Genomic DNA, 15,466 nt, shown 5'->3' with positions numbered 1-15,466 from the left:
TGTCCTGTTTTTTAATTAATAGCGGCGGCAGACTGTGAATAATTCAGCAAGCTTTTCTGCTGATTTGTCACCCGGTGCATTTTCAACACCAGAATTTACGTCTAGCACACCGCAGCCAGTGGCAATAGCATCTTCAACGTTATCTGGGCTAATGCCACCCGCAAGAATGATATTTTGTTTTTGTTCAATATTGTCAAGTAATGACCAATCAAACGATTCCCCAGTACCACCTTTAGCACTGCCTACTTGGCAATCTAAAAGTACGCGGTGTACTAGTTTGTTATCTAAATGGCTATTTACTTCGCTAGGTATTGAATCTTTTACGCCAACCGCCACCCAAATTTCACATTGGCTAGGCAGTTTGCCGGCTAGCTCGTTAATGTAAGCATCGTCTTCGCTTCCGTGTAACTGCACGGCGAAAAGATTTGCTGATGAGGCTATATCTGCAACTTCATCCACTGAGTGATTTACAAACACTCCCACATAGGCACCAGGTGCCGATTGTGTGATGCCCAAAGCGGTATCTTTACTTACGCAGCGAGGAGATTTTTCAGCGAAAATCAACCCGCCAAAACTAGCGCCGTGTTCAAAGGCCATTTGAGCTTGAGATGGGCTGGTTAGGCCGCACACTTTTACAGCACCATTCACAAGTGTTTTTACCGCACGGGGAAGGTCTTTTTGTGCCATTAATGCACTGCCCACAAGAAATCCTTGTGACACTGCTGAGAGTCTTAACACATCGTCGTGGGTGTAAATGCCAGACTCTGAGATAACAACAAAATCATGAGTTGCACCTTCAAGCATGGGTACGAGTCGTTCGGTAGTCGCGAGGTCGGTAGAAAGGTCGCGCAAGTCGCGGTTATTAATACCAATGATACCTGCTTCAAGAGCGATAGCGCGCTCCATCTCTTCTTCGTTACTCACTTCGGTGAGAATATCTAAGTTCAATGAATCCGCAACGTCGGCGAGTTCTTTGTAGCTTGCATCGTCTAACACGCTTAGCATTAATAGCACGGCATCAGCATTATAATACCGAGCCAAATACACTTGGTAAGTGTCTACAAAAAAATCTTTGTTCAAAACAGGCTGCGCCACTCGTTCAGTAACGTAACTGAGATATTCAAAGGTACCCTGAAAATACTTCTCGTCGGTAAGTACTGATATACCTGCAGCGTACGGTGTGTAGGCAGCAAGAATTTCATCTAGGTCGAAATTTTCTCTAATGAGCCCTTTCGAGGGCGATGCTTTTTTACATTCAAAAATAAAGCCTGCATTTGGCTCGCTCAACGCGGCGAAAAGACTTTCTTGTGAAGGCGTAAGCTGCGACTTAAATGTGTCTAGCGGCAGTGCAGACTTTCTTGCTGCAACTTCTTCTCTTTTATCGGCAACTATTTTCTCAAGCACATTAGCCATTCGTGCCTACCTCCTGAGTAATTTTTGCTACGTGTGATAACACCTGCATGGGCGCACCTTTTTTCATTGCTTCCATTGCCATTTCCGCGCCGTCTTTAAAGTTCGATACTTTACCTGTTACCTTTAACAGGGCGCCGCAGTTCATGGCTATAGCAGCACGGTGAGCTTCTTTACCTTCACCGTTTAGCGCTGCTTGAATATATTCTTTATTTTCCTCTGGCTCTCCACCTTCAATGGCAGAAAGAGGGTAACTAGATAACCCAAAGTCACTGGCGGTTACGGTAACCTCGCGAATATCACCGTGTTCAAGGTCGTAAATGATTGATTCACCGTGAAGTGCAAGCTCGTCTAGCCCGTCGCCATGAACTATCATTGCGCGATGCTGACCGAGCAGCATAAGGGTTTTTGCGTAAGGTTCAAGCAACTCGGGAGAGTATACGCCGAAAACACCGTGAGTTGGACCCGCAGGGTTGGCAAGTGGGCCTAAAATGTTAAACAGTGTTCTGGTCTTGAGCGCAGCTCGCACGGGGGCTGCGTACCTCATGCCTGCGTGATAAACAGGCGCAAAAAGAAATGTGAAATTTGCTTCATCTAAACACTTGCGCGATTGCTCAGGGCTTATTTCAAGGTTTAAACCAAACTGACGAAACAAATCAGCAGAACCAGACTTACTAGACACACTTCTGTTGCCGTGTTTGGCAACTTTTACACCGCATGCCGCGGCAACGACCCCTGCGGCACTCGAAATATTTATCGTGTTGTGACCGTCACCGCCGGTACCAACAATATCAGCAAACTCATAATCTGGCGTAGGGAAGGGAAGTGCATTCGCTACCATCGCGCTTGCCGCACCCGCTATTTCTCCTGGAGACTCTTTTTTCATCTTTAGTGATGTAAGTACTGCGGCAATCATGGCATCGCTTTGCTCACCGTGCATAATACTGTTAAACAAGCTGAAAGCCTCAGATTGTGACAATGATTCATGCAACATAAGTTGCTCTAGAAGTGTGGCAGCATTAAGCATGAGCAATTCCTTGTGATGTGAGGTAATCAATGCTCTGTTTAAGCAAAAGACTCCCCTGCGCTGTTAATATCGATTCTGGATGAAATTGAAAGCCGAGCATATGGTCGGATTCATTATACACCGCCATAATGGCCTCGCTTCCATCTTCGTTAAGACACGAAGCACAAGCCGTCAAATTATCTGGCAACGAATGCGCAACTAGCGAGTGATATCTGGCTACATGTAAAGGCTGTGGCAACCCCTGAAACATGTCTTTCGCTGAGTGACTAATCGCGGATGATTTACCGTGCATAACCTGAGCGGCACGCCCTACAACACCCCCGTAATGCTCTACAATAGCCTGATGACCCAAACAAATGCCGATAACGGGAAACTGGCCTGCGACTTTTTCTAATAAAGCAGGCATGCAGCCGGCATCGCTAGGTGCTCCAGGGCCAGGTGATAGCATAAGAAGTACCGGACCTTTTGTGGCTTGCTCTTGCATACGTTCAAACAGCATGTCGGCAGATACGGTATTACGATACACTTTGATATCTAGGTTTAACGTTCTGAGTTCGTCTACTAGGTTGTAGGTAAAAGAGTCTACATTATCTAATAAAAACAACGTGGTTTGAGTTGTAGTGTTTTGTGAGTTCACAGGTGTATCCGTTGGTGTTTTCATCGCTGTGTTCATGCCGAGCCCTCATTGTTTGAGGCCTGCTCGCTGGCTTGCTTTTCACCAGCCTGAGCCTTTAGCTCAAATTCTTCTTCAAGTGATGCGCGCACTGCACCAATAACCGCTTGCGCTTTTGCTCTGGTTTCATCAGCTTCAGCCTGAGGAATTGAGTCGTGCACTACACCGGCACCAGCTTGAATATAGGCTGTGTTATTTTTTACAAAGGCAGAACGAATAACAATACAGGTATCCATATCGCCTTGCCCATTGATGTAGCCTACTGCACCGCCATAGCTGCCTCGTCGTTTTTGCTCGACTTGGCGAATAAGCGTCGCTGCACTTACTTTTGGAGCACCAACCAGTGTGCCCATGTTCATACACGCTTGATAGGCATTTAGCGCATCTACGTCATCGCGAAGCTGACCCACCACACGTGAAACAAGGTGCATTACATGAGAGTAACGGTCTACTTTAAATAGGTCTTTAACAAAGCGGGTACCTGGTTGGCTCACCTTCGCCACGTCGTTGCGAGCAAGATCAACCAGCATAATATGCTCAGATTTCTCTTTGGTATCTTCGCGCAAGTCTAATTCAATTCGACCGTCTAAATCATGGTTAATACTACCATCGGCATGTTTACCGCGAGGACGGGTTCCTGCAATAGGGTAAATTTCTACCTGGTTGGTTTCGCTATCGTATTTTAATGCAGACTCTGGTGACGCACCGAAAATAGCGAATTCGGCATCTTGCATATAGAACATGTAAGGGCTGGGATTTTGTTCTTTTAATTTTGCATAGGCAAGAAGAGGAGAAGGGCATGGCAGGGAGAAAGTGCGCGATGGTACTACCTGAAAAATATCCCCCGCTAATATGTGCTGTTTTAAATCGAGTACGTGGTTGCAATACACTTCGTCGCTCATATCTGTACTTACGAGTGACTGTCCGTTTTGTGCTTGTCTGAACTGAGTTCTTGCAGTATCGCGGTTCTTTTGGCCCGTTAGCTGCGGTGTTTCTGGCATAGCGTGCAGCTGCTGATGCAATGATTCTAAACGCTGTGCAACCGCAAAATACTGTTGTGCTACGTCTGCACCGCTAAAAACACTGCCTAATAGTTTAGTTTCGCGAGTTTGATGATCTACAGTAATAAGCGTTTCAGCTAAATAGAAAACAAAGTCTGGACAGTCATTTTCTCCGTCAGCCACATTGGGAAGATTTTCAAATCCGGCCAACATATCGTAGGCAAAAACGCCCCCTAAAAATACCGCGTGGGGGTGTTGTCTTATTGGGATTATTTTATTCACAATGATGCGTAGTGCGTCCATAACACTAGCCGCTTTCAGTCTACTATCTTCATCTAACTCAGCTGATGCGATATCGGCCTCAAGAGAGACAGACATCTCATCATTACCCGTCACATTTAACCCCTCCGGGCATTCAGAGAGGAAAAGCGGAAGCACCGATTTGCCGTTGGCCGTTAATGCAGTCACAGTCACTTTATTTTCATTACACTCAAGGCGTAAAGCGGCGTCTACCATTAATAAGCTCTGAAGATCGTCTTTCGAATCTATCTCTGCAGATTCAAGAAGTAAGGCATTACTTTTTTCACCGCAAATATGCGCAAAAGCGGCAAGAGGGTCGTCAATATATCGGCCCGCCTGTTCGATGGTTTCTACCTTGCCTGGAGATGTCCCCAGTTCTGCTAAACTCATTTTTGCTTACTCTCCAACTGCAAAAAGATAAAAAAAAGGCCCGTACTAACGGGCCTTTTGTGTATTCATTCACGCACTACCATGCACACCGCCCGCTAAACTAGGGAGTGCCACCACCAAGCTGCAATTTTCATTGCTGTCGAATTTAATAAAGAATGCATGAATAACTCTGTGTTTGGTTCAAACTTCAATAGGCATTGAAGCTGTAAAAACGTATACTCTGTGCCTATAGAAGAAAACAAAACGCCTTTTGTGTCAACCTTAAATTTGCATAATACATTGAAAATAGATCTACATAGCCATACAAAATTTTCTGACGGCCATCTCACGCCCGCTGAACTCGTGCTTCGCGCGCACACTATGCAGGTGGATGTCCTTGCAATTACAGACCACGATACCGTTGCTGGACTGAGCGAAGCCCATGCTACTCAAGCACAGCAAAAACGTGCGCTTACGCTTATTGACGGTGTAGAAATATCGACGCTTTGGCACAGTTTTGATATCCACGTGGTAGGGTTGAATGTCAATCGCAATTGCCCAACCTTTCTTGCGCGTTTACAGCAGCAGGCAGACACTCGGGAAGAGCGAGCTGAATTAATTGCAGAAAAATTAGAAAAATGTGGTTTTGAGGGCGTTCTAGCGCGAGCAAAAGCACTTGCCGGCGTTGGGCAAGTAACCCGCGCCCATTTTGCGAGGGTGCTGGTGAACAATTACGGTGTTCCCACCATGAACGCCGCGTTCAAAAAATATTTAGGCAAAGGTAAACGGGCTGCCGTTAAAGCGCAGTGGCCAAGTATAGATACTGCGATATCGTGGATTCAAGACGCGGGTGGGCAAGCGGTATTGGCACATCCTGCGCATTACGACATGACGGCAAAATGGCTGCGAAGACTTGTCGCTTTCTTTGAGCAAAGTGGTGGTGATGCAATCGAAACTGCGTTTCCTGGCATTAACAAAACCAAACAAGAACTTATTAACGAGCTAGCAGAAAATCACGGCCTTTACGCCTCTGCGGGTTCCGATTTTCACTTTCCGTCTCGTTGGGCTGAACTTGGAAAGAATTTAGGTATAAACAGCAAGTTGACACCTGTCTGGCATAATTGGCAGCATATCGAGCAGCGTACCTAACACACAAGATTGAGAGAAACTATGAGCCAATTTTTTTACGTTCACCCAGACAACCCGCAAAAGCGCCTCATTAGCCAAGCTTGTGAGTTAATTCGCAACGGCGAAGTGGTGGTTTATCCTACCGACTCTGGCTATGCCATTGGATGCCAAATTGAAGATAAAAAAGCGCTTGAGCAGCTTTGTCGCATTCGTCAAATAGGTAAAGACCATAATTTTACCTTGATGTGCCGTGACATGTCAGAACTGTCCATTTACGCAAAAGTTGATAATACAGCGTTCCGTCAAATCAAAAATAATACGCCAGGGCACTACACCTTTGTATTAAAAGCTACCCGTGAAGTACCCAAGCGCTTGCAAAACCCCAAGCGAAAAACAATTGGTATTCGCGTGCCCGACAACGCTATTGCTCTGGCGTTATTGGAAGAGCTTGGAGAGCCGCTAATGTCTACGTCATTAATTTTACCTGGCAATACCGCGGCAGAATCAGACCCTGACGTTATTCGTGAAAACCTCGAAAAGCAAGTCGGGCTAATTATTCATGGCGGATACATTGGTGAGCATTTAACTACCGTTGTCGACCTTTCAGACGATACCCCTGTTATTTTGCGCGAGGGTACCGGTGACATTACGCCGTTCCAATAATGAGAAAAACTGTTGAACAGTAATGCAGGCAAAATACAGGTTAGCTCAGAGCACAGCGTTGTGGGGAATGACGCCAGTGCAGCAGCAACCGCGCCTGTTCAACAGCCATTACCGTTAGCATTTATTAACGGCGAAGCGCTAATTGAAAAACCTGAAGACTTATTTATCCCGCCCGACGCGCTGGAGGTGATTTTAGAAACCTTCGAGGGCCCCCTTGATTTATTACTTTATTTAATTAGAAAGCAAAAGTTTGACATTACCGTGTTGCCCATTGCCGATGTAACTAAGCAATACATGGAATATGTGGACGCCATGATGGCGTTAAAGCTAGAACTTGCTGCTGAATACCTACTCATGGCGGCCATTTTGGCTGAGATAAAGTCTCGCTTGTTATTGCCTAAGCGAAGTGATGAAAGTGAGGAAGAGGAGGACCCTCGTGCTGAGCTTATTCGCCGTTTAAAAGAATATGAATTGGTAAAACAAGCGGCAGAAGACCTGGACCTGCAGCCCAGACTAGAGCGCGATATCTTTGAGGTGAGTGTATCGACGAGTTCTAACGTGGTTCCCATACGCGTTGAGCCAGATGTTTCGCTTGCCGAAGTAGTACTGGCATTTAGTCAAGCAATGAAGCGCGCAGAGGCATTCGAGCACCATACTATTGCCAGAGAAGCATTGAGCACGCGAGAAAGAATGTCGATGATTTTAGATTTACTCAACAATACCGATTATTCTCCGCTAGAGGCGCTCTTTACCCCGGAAGAGGGGCGTGCCGGTGTTGTAGTATCATTTCTCGCGGTTTTAGAGCTGGTAAAAGCGCAGCTTATTTTTTGTGTGCAGGCGGGTCCTTACGCTAAAATTCATGTAAAATTAGGCGCTCATGAAGAAGATTAATACGGCCCAGCTCAAGCAGCTGGTTGAAGCTGCTATATTTGTTGCAGATAAACCCATTAGCCGACAGCAGCTAAAAGATACTGTGCTAAACGAATTCACAGTGGCTGACCGAACGTTAAGCAAAATACTCAATGAGCTGAAGCTAGACTATCAGCCGCGAGGAATACAGCTTATTGAAGTAGCTAGCGGCTTTCGTTTTCAGTCTCTTGATGCGCTTAGCCCCTGGTTAAGTAAATTATGGCAGGAAAGTGCGCCTAAGTATTCGCGCGCAATGTTAGAAACATTGGCGCTTATTGCCTATCGCCAACCCATTACCCGCGGTGAAATTGAGCAGGTTCGAGGCGTGGCGGTAAGCAGCAATATTATAAAAACACTCACAGAACGAGGTTGGATTAAAGTTGTAGGGCACAAAGAAGTGCCGGGGCGTCCTGCGCTTTATGCTACAACAAAAGAGTTTCTTGATTACTTTTCAATGTCATCGCTGGCCGATTTGCCAGGTGCCGATGCCTTTGAAAATATGGCGGAAAATAGTGAATCTGACCCGACGCTTAAGGTGTTAAATGAGGCACCGTCTAAATAGACCGTGCGACCGTAAACAAGCAAAAATAGAGTGAAGTTACCCATGACTGAAAAGTTGCAAAAAGTACTAGCTAATCAAGGGCTAGGCTCGCGACGTGAAATGGAGCGTTGGATTGATGATGGCAGAGTGTCGGTAGACGGCGCTGTGGCAAAACTTGGCGACCGCGTAGATGGTACGGCCAATATCCGTGTAGACGGTCACTTGCTGTCTCGTCAAACCGAGCAGCCTGTGTGCCGTGTGCTTATGTATAACAAGCCGGAAGGCGAGCTATGCAGTAGGCACGATCCCGAAGGGCGCGATACTGTATTCGACCGACTCCCCGCTATCCGCCTAGGCCGCTGGATTACAGTGGGTCGTTTAGACATGAACACCAGTGGTTTACTGTTGTTCACCAACGACGGTGAATTGGCGAATCGCTTAATGCACCCTAAATGCGAAGTAGAACGAGAGTATGCCGTTCGGGTGTTTGGTGAAGTGACAGGCAAAACCATCAGCACCCTGAAAAAAGGCGTTCAGTTAGAAGACGGTGAAGCAAAATTTTTAACCGTATCTGGTACGCCTACACCACAAACCGGTGAAGACGAGAGTATGAACCGCTGGTACAACGTTACTCTTAAAGAAGGACGCAATCGCGAAGTACGTCGTCTTTGGGAATCGCAGGGAGTTCAGGTTAGTCGTCTTATCCGCGTTAAATACGGACCTATTGAGCTTCAAAAGCGCCTTCCGCAAGGTGCTTGGGTAGAACTTGAACTATCAGATGTTAACGCGCTGAGAAAGCATGTGCAGCTAGCTGATGAAACACAAACCATGGTAAATGTGAACCAACAAGGCAAGCTGGATCACGTTAGGTTAAGCCGCATGCGTCGCTCTGTGAAAAAGCACAAGGTGCGCAAGCAGCAAGGGCTTAAGCAGCGAACTGCGAGACCTGCAAAGAGCAAATAAATGCCCAGCTACCCAGGAACATAAGCGCTCTTGAGAAAGAGCGCTTTTTTCTTTGTCCCGCTAAATCTGCCTAACAGCCATTCCTGCATTCCCACGCTTCGCTGGGTAACTTGCCAGCGCCTTCTGAGTGGGCAATTATCTATGCGAACTAATAGTATTAATCCAGTTTTCCTGTTTTATAACAAACGAAAAGTCGATCCTCTTTCTAATGTGTCCGTAGGAAAAAGCGAACAAGATGTTTTTTAACGACAAGGAGAAAGTATGAATGACATGCCGCAAATGGGAATGGGGACGTTCCGTTTAGAGGGTAGCCAAGCAAGACAAGCAGTCGTCGACGCACTAAGTGTAGGGTTTAGACACATTGATACTGCGCAATTCTACGGAAATGAATCTGAGGTAGGTGATGCTATCCAAACCAGTGGTTTAAGCCGTTCCGATATTTTTGTGACTACCAAAGTATGGTACGAGTCCCTCGGTGAAGACCAGTTTATGGCAAGTGTTCACGAAAGCTTGGAAAAGCTAAAATTAGAATACGTCGATCTTCTCTTAATTCATTGGCCTTATCCCGGTGACGATATCACCCTTGAAAGCTACTTAGGCCGACTTAAACAGGTAAAAGAACTTGGTTTAGCTCGTCATATTGGCGTATCTAACTTTACCATCGACCAGCTGGATCAAGCTGAAAAGATTTTAGGTAAAGGTGAGCTTTACACTAACCAAATCGAGTTGCATCCTTTTATGCAAAATCGCGCTGTAGTTGAAGCTTGTAGAGAAAAAGACATCAAGATAACTGCGTACATGCCATTTGCTGTAGGCAAGGTAATGAAAGACGATACACTCATTAGTATTGGCGCAAAATACGATGCCTCACCAGCGCAGGTGGTGTTGTCATGGATGGAGAAGCGCCATATATACGCCATACCCTCTTCTACCAGCAAAACGCACTTGGCGGAAAATCTGGCTTATGGCGGCGTACAGCTTTCTGAGGAAGATTTGACCGCTATCGATGAGCTCGATAATGGCGAGCGAATTGTCGACCCAGACTTCGCTCCAAAATGGGACTAGCTCTATAGTCTGCATCTCGCTCAAATACTATTGTGTAGGGCATTTCATCTAAATTTTTCTTGATGAAAGCAATACAAATCCGCTGCGATTACATAATAATCGCAGCGGATTTTTTTCTCTCACTTTTATATCTCCCACGTGGCCTTAAACCACTAATTAGCGTAACGCTTACCTCTTTGGTATGTGTAAATTGGATAAGTGTCGCTTTTGTCTTTGTCTCGTTCCCACTCTTTGTTTTAAGTTTTTATAACCACATTTATATTTTAAGTTATTGAAATTTATAAGTAAAAATATTTTAATTTGAAATATTAAATTATTTTCATAAAACTATTCCAAAGTATAATGGTGGTTGGGTGTTTGTTACTCATACTTAAAAGGCTAACTTCAACGTTAGCATCTATAAGTTGGCTATCTTAAGAGTTTTAACCGTTTTAGAAAGCTACATTCTGATGTTTGATAGAACGCAGGTAGTTCGACTTTGTATTACAAGCCCTCAAAATGGAGCTTTTACTGGACTTGTTTTTAATTAATAACAGTAATAACAGTACAGAAAGGTGAATAACATGGGCGTGATGACATGGCTAGATGAATTTACATCAGCGACCGACGCAAAGCAGTCCCAACGAAACGAACAAGCACTGAATGCAACAACCTGCTGTATTATGATGGCAGATGCAGACCGCAATATAATTTATGCAAACGAAGCGGTTAAAAAGTTGCTTAAAGATAACGAGCAGAAATTAAAAGCCATCCTTCCCACGTTTTCAGCCGATAACCTGGTGGGACAGAATATCGATCAATTTCATAAAAACCCCTCTCATCAGCGCCATGTTCTCGCCGAACTGAAATCTACCATGGAGTCCTCGGTTAGTATTGGCGACTTAAATTTTAAACTCACCCTAACGCCTCTTTTCGATCAATCTAATCGTAATATTGGCACTATGGTTGAGTGGGTCGACCAATCCGAATTACTTATAAAAACGACCATGCTAAATGTATTGAATAACGCTCAAGCGGTAGTTGAAATGAACGCGGATGGAGTTATCGAAAATGCCAATGACAAATTCCAAGAAATTCTGGGGTTCTCGAAAGATGAACTTGTTGGAAAGCAATATAAAACTTTGCATACCAGTGATTACAAAAAGTCGGAAGAGTGCTCAAGCCTATGGCGTGATCTAAAAGAGGGAAACGAGCAAAATGGTGAATACTGCATTGTAGATAAAAATGGAGAGGAAGTGTGGATACAATCTACTTTTAATCCAGTAAAAAACAGTGCGGGCAAAGTGATTCGAATAGTCCAATTTGCAACCGATGTCACCGAGTCGAAACTGAAAAATGCCTACTTTGAGGGGCAAATCGATGCAATAAATAAAGCACAGCCGATAGTGGAATTTGACTTAGAGGGCAAGGTACTTTCAGCCAATGACAATTTCCTCGATATGATGGGGTACGACCTTAGAGAGATAAAGGGTCGCCATCACAGCTTGTTTGTCGATGAAGAGTTCAAGCGCAGTATTGAATATAACCAGCTGTGGGAACAATTGAGAGAAGGTGTGTTGGTGAGCGGTGAGTTTAAACGCGTAGGCCGCGGGTCAAAAGAAGTGTGGGTACAGGCGTCTTATAATCCAATACTCGATCAAAACGGAAAGCCTTTTAAAGTTGTTCAGTTCGCGGTAAACATCACTGGTAGAAAACAGGCGATAAACGATATCAAGTTTATAATGGGCGAGCTGGTTAAGGGCAATTTAAAATGCAAAATCGACCGTCAATTTGAGGGGGAATTTCAAGTTCTCGGTGAGGCCATTAACCAATTTATCGAACAAATGAGCAGTACCATAGGCTCTATCTATGACGCCGTAGAAACTATCACTACTTCATCTACGGAAATAGCAACAGGTAACAGCGATCTTTCCAGTAGAACAGAACAGCAGGCGTCTAGCTTAGAAGAAACTGCATCGAGTATGGAAGAGCTTACCGGAACGGTAAAACTTAACGCCGAAAATGCAGAGCAGGCCAATAAGTTGGCATCGCAAAGCTGTTTGGTAGCCACGCAGGGCGGCGATCTTATTGGCCAAGTTGTTGATACCATGTCGTCGATTAATGAGTCTGCGCAAGAAATTTCTGACATTATTGGAGTTATTGATGGCATTGCATTTCAAACAAATATTCTCGCACTGAATGCGGCTGTTGAGGCCGCACGAGCAGGTGAGCAGGGCAGAGGTTTTGCGGTAGTAGCCTCAGAAGTAAGAAGTCTTGCACAGCGCTCTGCTGAGGCGGCAAAGGAAATTAAAGAGCTTATCTCCAACTCAGTAAGCAAAATAGACAGTGGAAATACCCTCGTTAGGCAATCTGGAGACACCATGCAAGAAGTTGTCACTTCGATTAAGCGGGTTAACGATATAATGAGCGAGATAGCAGCGGCAAGCTCCGAACAGGCTTCTGGAATTGAAGAAGTCAGTAAAGCCGTGGTGCAAATGGACGAAGTAACACAGCAAAATGCAGCACTTGTAGAAGAAGCGGCAGCCGCTGCAGAGAGCCTTCAGCAGCAAGCTGGCAACTTATCAAATAGAGTCTCTGTGTTTGATATCGGCGATAGAAATTTGCAAAGCAACCACTCTTCATTGATACCGAGAGAAACTCATACAAACAGCGAGCGACCAAAGCAGATAGAAAGCCTTGGCAGCACAGTAACGAACCTTAAACCCAAGGTACCCGAGCACGGCGAGTGGGAGTCATTCTAGGGTAAGCCATTTCAGCTTAATAAGCACCCATCCTAACCTGTTGCGCTTAATATTGAATCAAGCTCTAAAGCAGGTCTGATGGGTGTTTTTGTATTAAACACGCCCTTGTAGTCACCGGTTCAAAGAGAGCTTTATGCCCGCAAGCAAGCGGCTAACACTATCAACGGTATCTACTCTTACAAACCAGTCCAACCCATGCTGTGTAGACAATACGCTGCTTATTTCTACTGACCCACCATGCCCAGTGCCTAAAAAGTCCTCGGTAAGCTCTACTCGCTGGCCAAATCCGTCATCCACATAGGAATAATAGGCAAAGTACTCAATGGGATAAGGTAGGCTCAAAAATGTGCCGGAGAATTCTCCACTCATACCTGCAACAAACTTATTTGCTGAAGCATCTATTCGCTGAACGTTTTCAAAAAACACGGTGTTGTTAGTGGCATAATTAAACCGATATTCAGCACGCAGAAAATCTCCACGCAGCATTCGCTCTATGCTGGCCTCATAGCTGTGTCGCTGTCCCATTCTCGCCGAGTATTCAACTTCAAAATAGTTATCACCACTGTTTCCCTTTCCAAAACCTAACGCGTGGTTAGCCTGCTCGTTGGCAAGCTGTCCGATAACGACTTCGAGCGCGCTGTTGTTTTGAAGATGGCGGACATGCCTAAGGCCGGTTATCCAGCCGTCTTTTGAAAGACCAGTAGAGGAAACTCGTCCTTTGTACGTTGGAATAACACCAAATTCGGTTTTTCCGTAATCACCTTGGTGACGAATATAAAGTCGCCTTGCGTACAGATAATCTGTGTTACTACTGCCAATGGTGTTGTGACTTGAAGAAAACCCGTCTCCCGTTACAACAAAACTGTTGAGAGACCAGGTTTTAGATAGCGCCAAAGAGGGGTAATAACGAAAACGGTACTGCTCTCGACTTGGTCTATTCGAGCGATTGTCGTAACGCAGTTGAATATCTAGTTTCTGGGAAAAGTGTAGTTCGTTGGCATTAGTTTCTTTTGAGTAATTGAAAACGCTTCCCAAAATAATGAAACCGAACAATTTAGCCAGTAAAACTCTGTTCACACATTATCCCTATAGTTGGTTTCACTTTGTTACTACGCACAACATAAATCTACACAATATAAACCCGCAGAGCATAAACCTAAACAAAATAAACCCGCAGAGCATAAACCAGTATTTTACATTACAACGCCATTGGGCATAAATCGTTTTGCTAGCGTGATCAATTTATCGTGATTAACCCACCGATAGCCTTTTTGCTCAAAGAGTGTTATCGACGCTTGATCGGGCATTGTGAAATAACCTGCTTGCGACATATCCTGTGATAGTGCGTCTAACTGTTTGCCATCGGCAATTCGTTTCACAGCATCAATCATTGCCTCTAAACCCTGAGGATAAATGGCAAGCATGTTGTCAAAGTACGACTTATCATAATCAGTAACGATAGGGTGAATAGATACGATATCACCGGTGTCAATTCCAGCGTCCTGTATTCGGTGCAACGTACAGCCTATCTGTGGCTCGCCTTTTAGCATCGACCAGAATGTCGCCATAATTCCTCGGTACTGAGGCAGTAATCCTGAATGCAAATTTAAAACGCCATTCTGAGGCACATTAAGCGCTGGCTCTTTCAATATTCGACCGAAACGAACTGACAAAACTAATTCGGGATTACTTGCTGTTAAACGCTCAAGCCCATTGCCTTCGTTAATATTGGAGACAATATGAATGTCAATGCCACGTTGTTTCATGGCGTCAAATGTGAGCAATGGGGCGTCCTTGTTTTGCGAGCTCTCTATAGAGGAGTCAAGGTGTCCTTGTTTATTAGTTCCCTTATTACACTCTAACGCGGGAAAAAGTATTTGCGTAAATAGGGCGTTCTCATAAAACGAAAGCGCCTCTAATGCATCCGGTCTTTTGTTATTACCGCCAACCTGTGACGTCATCAATATACTAAACTGGTGTTCGGGGAGTGCATTAATTAACTGGTTGGCGGCTAAATTACTGGCAATATCTAAATTGCAAAGCAGTGTAATACGCATGGTTTCTCTTCCAAATATGGCCCTATGAAATCAAGTTACGCCACTAGCCGCATTCCCAATAACACCAGCATGGTGATATTCGCAACAACACCAATTAAAAAGAAATAGCTACGGGGGCTGGGGTTTTTCTCAGTGGCTATCGCATAATACAGCACCATGTGAATGAACCTGGCAATTAGATAAACCCAGATACAAAGTGCAAATACCGTACTTTGATAATTTAACACAAAGGCAAGCATTATCGTCCCTATAAATAATGCACTATTTTCAAGAGTGTTATGGAACGTGCGGTGTGCTCGAAATACAAAACTATTGTGAGACAATTCGTCATCTATCTTGCCGGGAACAGCATTAGGTTGTTTTGCTTTACTAATAGTTGCTACACCCCACTGCACAAGTAAAAGTAGTAAGTAAAGGAAAAAAGCAAAATATGCCGAAAAGGTGATATCTGTCATTAGTTAGTCCTTATTCTATTTATCTATGTATTACTTATTCATAACATTCATTAATAAAAAAAGATGTGCAAAAAGCAGGCCTTGGCTAAAATAAGAAAGGATAGCGCTTGTGCACTTGCTTTAACGTAGATAGTTCTGCTGACTTCATATGATACAAACGAAAA

The 15,466-nt window shown here is 44.6% G+C and carries 14 protein-coding genes; 7 read left to right on the top strand and 7 right to left on the bottom strand.

Going from position 1 to position 15,466, the window contains the following annotated elements:
• Nucleotides 1–15 precede the first annotated feature (15 nt).
• From trpCF to BM528_RS07750, 4 genes are read right to left on the bottom strand one after another with little or no spacing between them, the layout of a single operon-like run.
• Nucleotides 16–1,413, bottom strand: coding sequence for a bifunctional indole-3-glycerol-phosphate synthase TrpC/phosphoribosylanthranilate isomerase TrpF (trpCF, locus tag BM528_RS07765; RefSeq protein ID WP_071979402.1), 1,398 nt, complete (start codon nucleotides 1,411–1,413; stop codon nucleotides 16–18).
• The gene (gene trpD / locus BM528_RS07760) at nucleotides 1,406–2,437 is read right to left on the bottom strand and encodes an anthranilate phosphoribosyltransferase (RefSeq protein WP_071979401.1); all 1,032 of its coding nucleotides are present in this window, start codon (nucleotides 2,435–2,437) and stop codon (nucleotides 1,406–1,408) included. Before trpD ends, trpCF begins: the two co-directional genes overlap by 8 nt.
• Complete coding sequence (locus BM528_RS07755) at nucleotides 2,430–3,098, bottom strand: aminodeoxychorismate/anthranilate synthase component II (protein WP_071981213.1); 669 nt, start codon at nucleotides 3,096–3,098, stop codon at nucleotides 2,430–2,432. Before BM528_RS07755 ends, trpD begins: the two co-directional genes overlap by 8 nt.
• Before the next feature lie 8 nt (nucleotides 3,099–3,106).
• On the bottom strand, nucleotides 3,107–4,801 hold the full coding sequence (locus tag BM528_RS07750; RefSeq protein WP_071979400.1) for an anthranilate synthase component 1: 1,695 nt from the start codon (nucleotides 4,799–4,801) through the stop codon (nucleotides 3,107–3,109).
• A gap of 279 nt (nucleotides 4,802–5,080) precedes the next feature.
• Here BM528_RS07750 and BM528_RS07745 point away from each other — a divergent pair, with 279 nt between their 5' ends.
• The 7 genes from BM528_RS07745 (at nucleotide 5,081) to BM528_RS07715 (ending at nucleotide 12,790) form a co-directional block, all read left to right on the top strand.
• Nucleotides 5,081–5,929 carry a PHP domain-containing protein gene (locus BM528_RS07745; RefSeq protein ID WP_071981212.1) on the top strand — a complete coding sequence of 283 codons (849 nt, stop codon included), beginning with the start codon at nucleotides 5,081–5,083 and terminating at the stop codon, nucleotides 5,927–5,929.
• Between the two features lie 21 nt (nucleotides 5,930–5,950).
• A complete protein-coding gene (locus tag BM528_RS07740) occupies nucleotides 5,951–6,571 on the top strand; it encodes an L-threonylcarbamoyladenylate synthase (protein ID WP_071979399.1) in 621 nt (206 codons plus the stop codon).
• 60 nt (nucleotides 6,572–6,631) lie between these two features.
• Nucleotides 6,632–7,462: a segregation and condensation protein A gene (locus BM528_RS07735; protein WP_232230639.1), complete on the top strand. Its 831-nt coding sequence runs from the start codon at nucleotides 6,632–6,634 to the stop codon at nucleotides 7,460–7,462.
• Nucleotides 7,449–8,042 (top strand): SMC-Scp complex subunit ScpB, encoded by a 594-nt coding sequence (gene scpB / locus BM528_RS07730; protein WP_071979398.1) that lies wholly within the window; start codon nucleotides 7,449–7,451, stop codon nucleotides 8,040–8,042. The genes BM528_RS07735 and scpB overlap by 14 nt, the downstream gene beginning before the upstream one ends.
• A 42-nt stretch (nucleotides 8,043–8,084) precedes the next feature.
• The gene (gene rluB, locus BM528_RS07725; RefSeq protein WP_071979397.1) at nucleotides 8,085–8,984 is read left to right on the top strand and encodes a 23S rRNA pseudouridine(2605) synthase RluB; all 900 of its coding nucleotides are present in this window, start codon (nucleotides 8,085–8,087) and stop codon (nucleotides 8,982–8,984) included.
• Nucleotides 8,985–9,245: 261 nt separating this feature from the next.
• On the top strand, nucleotides 9,246–10,049 hold the full coding sequence (gene dkgB, locus BM528_RS07720) for a 2,5-didehydrogluconate reductase DkgB (RefSeq protein ID WP_071979396.1): 804 nt from the start codon (nucleotides 9,246–9,248) through the stop codon (nucleotides 10,047–10,049).
• Nucleotides 10,050–10,612: 563 nt separating this feature from the next.
• Nucleotides 10,613–12,790 carry a methyl-accepting chemotaxis protein gene (locus BM528_RS07715; protein WP_071979395.1) on the top strand — a complete coding sequence of 726 codons (2,178 nt, stop codon included), beginning with the start codon at nucleotides 10,613–10,615 and terminating at the stop codon, nucleotides 12,788–12,790.
• A gap of 111 nt (nucleotides 12,791–12,901) precedes the next feature.
• Here the strand turns inward: BM528_RS07715 and BM528_RS07710 are convergent, their stop codons facing one another.
• The 3 genes from BM528_RS07710 to BM528_RS07700 form a co-directional block, all read right to left on the bottom strand.
• On the bottom strand, nucleotides 12,902–13,831 hold the full coding sequence (locus BM528_RS07710; RefSeq protein ID WP_071981210.1) for a hypothetical protein: 930 nt from the start codon (nucleotides 13,829–13,831) through the stop codon (nucleotides 12,902–12,904).
• Between the two features lie 152 nt (nucleotides 13,832–13,983).
• Nucleotides 13,984–14,847: a formyl transferase gene (locus tag BM528_RS07705; RefSeq protein WP_071979394.1), complete on the bottom strand. Its 864-nt coding sequence runs from the start codon at nucleotides 14,845–14,847 to the stop codon at nucleotides 13,984–13,986.
• A gap of 35 nt (nucleotides 14,848–14,882) precedes the next feature.
• Nucleotides 14,883–15,302 (bottom strand): MAPEG family protein, encoded by a 420-nt coding sequence (locus BM528_RS07700; RefSeq protein WP_071979393.1) that lies wholly within the window; start codon nucleotides 15,300–15,302, stop codon nucleotides 14,883–14,885.
• Nucleotides 15,303–15,466: the final 164 nt, after the last annotated feature.

Origin of the sequence: Alteromonas sp. RW2A1 (assembly GCF_001886475.1) — a bacterium.
In the GTDB taxonomy this organism is placed as follows: Bacteria; Pseudomonadota; Gammaproteobacteria; order Enterobacterales; family Alteromonadaceae; genus Alteromonas; species Alteromonas hispanica.
The sequence above is the reverse complement of the archived record's forward strand: the minus strand, read 5'-3'. Positions and strand labels throughout refer to the sequence as shown.

Bases quoted from the DNA above. Each gene is read 5' to 3' on its own strand.
- BM528_RS07755 (WP_071981213.1), bottom strand. From the start codon at position 3,098: ATGAAAACACCAACGGATACACCTGTGAACTCACAAAACACTACAACT.
- rluB (WP_071979397.1), top strand. From the start codon at position 8,085: ATGACTGAAAAGTTGCAAAAAGTACTAGCTAATCAAGGGCTAGGCTCG.
- scpB (WP_071979398.1), top strand. From the start codon at position 7,449: ATGAAGAAGATTAATACGGCCCAGCTCAAGCAGCTGGTTGAAGCTGCT.
- BM528_RS07740 (WP_071979399.1), top strand. From the start codon at position 5,951: ATGAGCCAATTTTTTTACGTTCACCCAGACAACCCGCAAAAGCGCCTC.
- BM528_RS07700 (WP_071979393.1), bottom strand. From the start codon at position 15,302: ATGACAGATATCACCTTTTCGGCATATTTTGCTTTTTTCCTTTACTTA.
- BM528_RS07750 (WP_071979400.1), bottom strand. From the start codon at position 4,801: ATGAGTTTAGCAGAACTGGGGACATCTCCAGGCAAGGTAGAAACCATC.
- trpCF (WP_071979402.1), bottom strand. From the start codon at position 1,413: ATGGCTAATGTGCTTGAGAAAATAGTTGCCGATAAAAGAGAAGAAGTT.
- dkgB (WP_071979396.1), top strand. From the start codon at position 9,246: ATGAATGACATGCCGCAAATGGGAATGGGGACGTTCCGTTTAGAGGGT.
- BM528_RS07705 (WP_071979394.1), bottom strand. From the start codon at position 14,847: ATGCGTATTACACTGCTTTGCAATTTAGATATTGCCAGTAATTTAGCC.
- BM528_RS07715 (WP_071979395.1), top strand. From the start codon at position 10,613: ATGGGCGTGATGACATGGCTAGATGAATTTACATCAGCGACCGACGCA.
- trpD (WP_071979401.1), bottom strand. From the start codon at position 2,437: ATGCTTAATGCTGCCACACTTCTAGAGCAACTTATGTTGCATGAATCA.